Annotated in this window: 5 protein-coding genes and 2 tRNA genes; 2 read left to right on the forward strand and 5 right to left on the reverse strand. The window is 70.0% G+C overall.

Going from position 1 to position 7493, the window contains the following annotated elements:
• Positions 1-64: 64 nt before the first annotated feature.
• Positions 65-138: transfer RNA gene (locus VG869_12350), tRNA-Lys, on the forward strand.
• A 45-nt stretch (positions 139-183) separates the two neighbouring features.
• On the forward strand, positions 184-1572 hold the full coding sequence (locus VG869_12355) for an adenylate/guanylate cyclase domain-containing protein (GenBank protein ID HEV3451985.1): 1389 nt from the start codon (positions 184-186) through the stop codon (positions 1570-1572).
• An 806-nt stretch (positions 1573-2378) separates the two neighbouring features.
• Here VG869_12355 and VG869_12360 read toward each other — a convergent pair.
• The 5 genes from VG869_12360 to VG869_12380 all read right to left on the reverse strand — a co-directional run.
• On the reverse strand, positions 2379-3047 hold the full coding sequence (locus VG869_12360; protein HEV3451986.1) for a phosphotransferase: 669 nt from the start codon (positions 3045-3047) through the stop codon (positions 2379-2381).
• A 547-nt stretch (positions 3048-3594) separates the two neighbouring features.
• Positions 3595-3668, reverse strand: a tRNA-Arg gene (locus tag VG869_12365).
• A gap of 351 nt (positions 3669-4019) precedes the next feature.
• Complete coding sequence (locus VG869_12370) at positions 4020-4484, reverse strand: hypothetical protein (GenBank protein HEV3451987.1); 465 nt, start codon at positions 4482-4484, stop codon at positions 4020-4022.
• Positions 4485-4632: 148 nt separating this feature from the next.
• Positions 4633-5205 carry a hypothetical protein gene (locus VG869_12375; GenBank protein ID HEV3451988.1) on the reverse strand — a complete coding sequence of 191 codons (573 nt, stop codon included), beginning with the start codon at positions 5203-5205 and terminating at the stop codon, positions 4633-4635.
• Positions 5206-6791: 1586 nt separating this feature from the next.
• On the reverse strand, positions 6792-7493 hold a 702-nt coding region (locus VG869_12380), incomplete at its 5' end, for a YibE/F family protein (protein ID HEV3451989.1).

A 7493-nucleotide genomic window follows, 5' to 3' on the forward strand; every position in this document is an offset into this window, starting at 1 on the left:
TGCACGGTAGGCCGCCCTGTTGCTCACAGCACGACTCAACTCCACGGATACGATGAGCTGTTGGGCGCCCCTAGCTCAACTGGTTAGAGCAAGTGACTCTTAATCACTAGGTTCAGGGTTCGAGTCCCTGGGGGCGTACAAGGCTTCGATCGCTTGCCGTATAACCCGCCGACCATCAGACCGGTGGATGCCCTCCGTGGCCTGAACTGCCACACTGACGGCAGCGAAGGCGGCGGCGTGGACGATCGACCTGTTACGAGATACGCGGAGTCACAGGACGGCGGCAGCATCGCATACCAGATTGTCGGCGATGGTCCGATCGACCTCGTGGTACCACCGACCGTCGATATCGCGATCGACTTCTTCTGGGACGAGCCGAGCTTTGTGCGCGTCGCCCGGCGCCTTGGTCGTTTCAGCCGGACCGTTTGGTACGACGGCCGAGGAATCGGAGCATCCGGCGGGAACTTCGCTGACAGCTTGGTCGACGAGATTGTCGATGCCGACTTGACCGCGGTACTGGACGCAGTGGGGTCCGAGCGTGCCGCACTCGTCGGATGGAACCAGGGTGGCGCGACCGTCATCCGCCACGCTGCCGGTCATACCGAGCGGGTCTCTGCCCTCGTCCTCATCGACACGTACGCGCACTACGTCCAAGAGGCCGACTATCCGTGGGGCATGCCGGCTGAACTCCTGGACGAGTACAGCGCCTCCACGAGCGACAGATGGTCGACCGGCGCGGGGCTTGAGCTATTCGCCCCGAGCAAGGCTCAAGACCCGGCCTTTCGTGACTGGTGGGCGCGGGGTCATCGCCTCGGTATCGGAGCCGATCAAGCCGCCGCGTCAATGCGAGCCGGCGCACGCCGAGATGTGCGCGCTTTGCTACCGGCTATCACGGTTCCCACCCTGGTGCTCCATCGAGCCGGGGACCTCTACGTGCGAGTTGAGGCTGGTCGGTACCTGGCCGAGCACATCCCAGGAGCCAAGTACGTTGAGCTGCCGGGCGCGGACCACGCCTATTTCCTCGGTGACACTGACGCCCTTCTGGATGAGATCGAGGAGTTCCTGACCGGTGGCCGCCAGGCTCCCGAAGGAGACGTGGTCACGGCCACGATTGTCTTCACGGACATAGTCGACTCGACCGCGCAGTCCGCACGTATGGGCCACCGCAAGTGGAGCAACGTCGTTGCCGATCACGACGCGATGATCCGGGCCACGCTGGACCGCTATCGCGGCCGGGAGATCAAGACCATCGGGGACGGCTTTCTCGCGACGTTCGACGCGAGCACCAGGGCGGTTCGCGCCGCTCAGGAGATCGTCAGGGACGCGGCCGGGCTTGGGATTGCCGTGCGGGCCGGGGTCCACACCGGCGAGGTCGAGGTACGCCCCGGGGACGTCGTTGGCCTGCCTGTGAGCATCGCCAAACGCATCTGCGACGCTGCCGGCCCCGCCGAGGCGCTCGTCTCGCAGACCGTCAGGGATTTGGCCGGAGGATCCGACATCAACTTCGTCAACCGGGGTGCCCACGCATTCAAAGGGCTTCCCGGGCGCTTGGGTCTTTGGGCCGTGACCTGACGCTCAGTGCGAGCACCGCGGCGAGTCCCTCCGGCGGGTTCGAATGATGCCCCTGGAGGAGCACGACTAAGGGGCCTGGGCCGGAGCCCGAGCAGCCCGAGAACAATGGCTGACCGGCAGCCTCGCCGAGCCGCGGCGCGGCAGTGCCGTCGGTCTCAAGGAGCCGCCGCCTCTCGCCGATCCCTGGTCTGTGCTCAGGCTGGGACGAGTTCCTCTGATAGCGCTCACGGTAACTGGCGTGGCCCTCATGAGCGCGGCCGCTGGATCGGGCATCGTCTTCACGGCGCGCCGAGGATCACCCTCGTTGTCGAGAAACCACCGGTCTGCGACCACATCCGCAGTGCCTACCCCGACCACGACCGCAACGGCCGGATCGCCGACCACAACGACCGAACCTGCTCCGCCCCAACCCACGCCGCCGGTGCAGCCGACCGCATCACCATCGGCGGTCCAATCTCCGGAATGGGGATGCGACGCCGCGCTCGCGTATCTGGGCTCACATGCCAACCCAGCGTTCACGATCCAATGTCCAGGAAACGCCTATGGCCATCAAGCGATGACCTGCGCGTATCGTGCGGATTTCTGCCCTGGCGGCATGGTGATCGCGATCGCGGTCCCGTGCCCTGCCGCCTACATGAACGAGGCCGCGAACAGTTGGATCCTGACCGGCATGCGACCAGGACCTATCGACCCCTACGGATCCTGCTGACCGTCGTCAAACCTGAGACGGACTCGCGTCGCTGGAGCGAAGGCCGGCTTCCCCTACTCATCGCTCCGCGGCGTGCGGGCAGCGCATGGGATGCGCGTCAGAGGAGGGCGGCCGCGAACTGGTCGTGGTGGTCGGTCCACCAGCGGCGCCGGCGGTCGTAGCGCTCGCTGCCACCGGTCCGGTTCCACATCTCGGTGAAGTTCGGGTCACCGGCGTCGACGCGGCGCCGGGCGGCTGCCTCGATGCGGCCCATGGCATCGTTCATGGCGGTGAGCAGCTCCGCCCGGCCGTCCCGGTCCAGTCCGTAAGTGTCGCCGACGAGTCGTAGCCGTGCCGGCCGGTCGGCGGGTCGCCAGCCGAGCCGGGCCTGGTCGAAGTCGTCGTCGATCGGTACGCAGAGGCGGGCGAGCTGGGCCAGGTCGTAGACGGGGCGGCCAGGGGCAGCGAACTCGAAGTCCAGCAGCGCGACGGCGATGCCGTCACGGAAGACGACGTTCTCGGGGCACACGTCGTTGTGGCACACGAGCGTCCCGCCCGCAGGGTCAGCCAGACTGTCGTCCCAGGTGAGACCCTGAGGGTCGAACCCGCGGGCGCCGTCGTGCAGCCCACGCAGCAGCCTGGCGATGGACGCCAGCGCGGTGTCGGACTGGCTCCAGTCCGGATAGGGCGCCACCGGAACCTCGCCGTCGATGAACACGAGGCGCTCGCGTCCGTCCTCGTCGATGCCGACTGGTGACGAGGCACCCTCGAATCCGGCGTGCCTCACCGCCCGCAGGAAGGCGTGGATCGAACCCGAGTGCGGAGTCGAGGGGCGAAGGACATGCGGACCGACGCGGACGACCCGGCCTGCGTTCGCGATCCCACCATCGAGCTGTTGCTCAGCCACACGGCCACTGTGACAGGCGAATGGTGCAGCCGCGGCCGGCCCGTCGACAACGGCTTGTGCGCATCGGCGAGATCCGACCAGCGGCGAAGTGGTCCCATCGGATCGGACGGGGGTTCGCCGCTTTGCGCGTAAGCGATGTCGACCACCCCATCAGCTACAACCAGCGAGCCCCGGCCCGCACGTCCGCGAAGCGCATCCCGCAGTCTTGCAGTGCGTTGAGCACGTCACGGAGCAACGCTGCGTGGCCGGGCGACCCTTGCGAAAGAGAGGCCACCTCCGCGCCCCGATTGGGTGTTCGGCGCGACGCCGGTGCGCACAGAACAACGCGACCGAACGGCGGCGTGGCGTCACGACGGGCAACACGGATCGGCACAGCTGTGCCCGGCAGCTCGCTGGTTCGAATGCGGCTCGCTACCCCGGTTGGCAGCGCCCCCGGCAGGACTCGAACCTGCGACCTCGTCATTAGAAGTGACTTGCTCTGTCCAGCTGAGCTACGGGGGCGGCGACGGCAACGGTACCGCTACGACCACGACCGTCACCGCAATAGCCGTGTCACGCTGCGGTGTTCGGCCCCGCCGGGCGTGCAGCGGGAACTCGTTGCCGTCGAACCCGAGGATCGTTCGAGGCGCCTGCGAGCGCGTCTGGCGTGTTCCGGGACTGGCTCGGCGTCTTCCTCGATGCGTCAGGGGAGAACAGCGTCACTCGGAGCGAGAGAGCCAGGACTCTGAGGGATGCCGAACGCCAGTGGCGCCGCCCAAGAAGCTCGTCGCGGATCTCGACCGCGGATGAGCGGACAGGTCGGGCACCGGCGCTCGATCCGGGCGGACGCAGAGCCCGCCCAGCAGCTCGGGGTCACCTACCAGTGATCAGTGCTGTTGGCGGGTCGTCCCTGATCGAGCACGACAGGTCCTTGCTGAAGAAGGAGCACGTGAGTCGGCCGTCCTTGTGGCGATACTCGTACGTCAACATCAGAGCCTCTGGAGCGTCGCTCGCGGACCTCGGCGCCGAGACAATCTTCCAATCCACTCGCGCGCCGCGTTCGACGCAGGAGAGCTCCGACGACACGTCGACATGCACAATGGATCGCTCAAACGGACGGACCTCGAACGGGAACTCGGGCCGTGCGGTGGCGCAGACGCTGGATCGCGGCTCGACGCGAATCGACTTCAGATCTCCGCGAAACTCGACCCTGACGTCGTCGCCAGCAGGGGCCCGAGCCCGGTTTTGGGGCAGGGCGCCCACATAGCCGGCCGTCAGCGCTCCGGCAGCGATCGCGCCCAGCAGCAGAGCGCCGATGCGGCTGATGGCCCCGTGCACGTCGCCAACCCTTTCTTCGGTTGACGTTGCATCGTCGGCGCCGGAGGCAACCTTGAGCCGGCCTCGCCGCGCCTTGACTCGCTGCCAGCCCCACCGAGCGATGCGGCGTTCGGCGCGGCAGTCTCCGGCGGCGACGGCGGGGCTGAGCTCAGGACGTGGCGGTCGGCCGGAACGGATCCACCGACGGACTTGCCTTCACCCGACCACCGGCGGCGGCCGCGATGTCGAGCTGTGCTGTGCGCATGGCGTTGAGCCACGCCTGACTGGCGGCGAAGTACGCGCCCGAGTTCGCGCTGTCGATCTTGCTGCCCATCTGGGTCGCAGCCGACGCAAGCTGGCTGGTGCTCGTGACGAGGGCCTGCACGCTGGAGTTCGTCGAGGGAGGGAACTGCACGCTGCGCAGCGACGTCAGGAACTGTGTCACGCCATCGGCGAGAGCGCGAAACGCGGCCTGCGCTCCGGGGAAGTCGTTCGCGCTGATCGCACTCGTCGCCGCCTCGGTCTCCGTACTGATGACCTTGAAGACCTGGTCCTCGGCGGAGCCGAACGACGTAAAGGCTAAGAACGCGAGCTGGCGGTTGCCGCCAGTGGTCGAGGATGACGAGCCGCCACCGGACGATCCCGACAGCGTGAGCGCCAGCACGACGGCGACCACCACAGCGAGCGTGCCGCCCCCACCGGCGAGGATCAGCAGCCGGCGCCGCCCGGCCCGGCGCGCCACCTCGGGTGCTCCACGGGGAGCTGCCCCGGCCGGTGCTGGCTCCGTGGCTGCTGGTGGGCCGGTCGCCGGGGGCGGCCCGGATGCCGCACCCGACCCCGTCGCGATGGGCGGCTCTGAGTCTGGAGGACGGCCGGTCGCCGGGGGCGGGCCGGACGGGGCGGAACCGGCGCCGACCTCGTCGGCGGGAGGGTCGGCGATCGGGACCACCGGCCGGACCGGTTGACCGCACGAGCCACAAAAGCGGGCGTCGGAGCCAACCTCGGCCCCGCACGACTCACAGAACCGGCCCCCCACCCCCTCCACGGTCGTGAGCGTACAGGGTCGCCTGCGAGCGGGCCGGCGGTGCCACGCGCGCCCCGGGGCTCCTCGCTGGTCCTCGACGCCGGCCGCAGACGGGTCGCCACGCCCTGGTCCGATCACCGCGAGCGACGATGTCGCCACCCGGCGGCCGGTCCACCCGGCCTCAGCGTTCGGGACCGGTCGACGAGCGCAGGTCGGACGAGCCGACGTCCGCGGTACGGGTCGCGCGCCCCCTCGAGCGGGGGCCGCGGTTCAGAGACCCGGGACGGTGATCGGCGGACTCGGGGTCGGACCGGCGGGCGGCACGGGCGCGTGGCCGGTTGCCGACGGGGCGGAGTTCGAGCCGCTGCTCGACGAGATCGAGGTGCCGCTCCCGGCCGGGAGTCCCGAGGGGGAACCGCTGGCCGGCAGACCCGGGGCCGGACTCTGGGACGCGGCGGCCGCGTTGGGGCTGCGAGGCGCCGAGACCGGGCTCGGACTCCCGGGGGCCGAGCCCGGACGCGGACCGGGGACCGCGCCACCCGCGCTCGGAGGGCTCCCCGGCGAACCGCCAAAGAGGCTGCTCACTGCCCACGCCCGACCGCCAGACCGCGGAGCCGCGGCCGCGGCGGCGGGTGGCGACGACGGCCGAGCGCCGGTGGAGTCGGTGATTCCCGGCAGCGTCAGGAGCGGCGGCCTCGTGACGCGCGGGGTCTGGGCGCTGTTCTTCACCCGGAGGTCGCTGGGTCCGCGCACGATCAAGAACGCTCCCGCCGGGACCGCGGCGGCCACGAGGATCGCGACGGCAAGAACCAGCGGTGCGAGACCGTCGGGCGGAGCGTGGGTCGCCTCGCCCGCGGTCTTGGCCGTCGGCCTCTCGCCCGACGGTCGGGCTCGATGTCGATCCCGCTGCTGCTCGTCCATGCGCACCCAGTCCATCCCTGCTACCAGGTTCGACGTCTCCAACGGATCCGCCGCCCCCGGATGTCACCGACGATGTCACCCCGGCGTGACCGGCGCGAGCGTTCCGCGCTCCCGGGGTCGAACCGCGCGGTGTCGTGCCGCTCGCGCCAATCGCGCAGTTCCGGACGCGCCGACCACCCACGTCGGTGACGCGACGCGCACGGTGAACGGCAGGTTCAGGGTTCGTGTCCGCCGGGTAGCCAGCGCGCGATCACCCGGGGCCCGGCGACGCGCGCGCGCGACCGGACGACCGATGCGAGGGGTGGACTCGATGGCGACGCGGCCATCACGGGGCGCGAGCGACCGTCAGCAGAGGGTCTGGCGGCCCGCAGTTCGGCGCCGAGTCAGACCTGCCCGGCCCCGTCCCCGGACCCTGTCGCCTCGATCCCGGACTCGGGGGCGGCCGCGGTCCGCGCCGCGAGCCAGGTGGTCAGCGGCACCGCGGCGACGAGGCCGACGCTGCCCACCAGGGTTCGGATGATCTCCGTCGCCACGATCTCGCTGTTGGCGACGGTGCCGAGCGACTGGCGGGAGAGCACGAACAGGATGAGGATCGGCAGCGCGGCCCCGGCGTACGCGAGCGCCAGCGTGTTGACGGTCGAGCCGACGTGGTCCCGACCCACCCGGAGCCCCGACCGGAAGAGACGGGCGCGCGACATCCTCGGATCCGCCGCCCGCACCTCCCACACGGCCGAGGCCTGCGTGACGGTGACGTCGTTGAGGGCGCCGAGCGAACCGAGGACCATGCCGCCGAGCACGAGCCCACGCAGGTCGATCCCGCCGGTGCCGATCCGCACCAGGATGGCCTCCTCGGTCGCGAACCCGGAGAGGTGGGCCGCGCTGGTGAAGAGCTCGGCGAGGCCCACGACGAGCGCCAGCGTGGCCAGCGTGCCGAGCAGGGCGACGGTGGTCATGGTTCGCGTCCCGTTGGCGAGGTAGAGCGCGGCGTAGGCGATTGTCGCCGAGCCGACGATGGCCACGAGAACGGGGCTCTCCCCGTCGAGCAAGGCCGGCAGGATGAACACGAGCAACACCGCGATGCTCGC

Source organism: Acidimicrobiia bacterium (assembly GCA_035948415.1).
Lineage (GTDB): Bacteria > Actinomycetota > Acidimicrobiia > IMCC26256 > PALSA-555 > PALSA-555.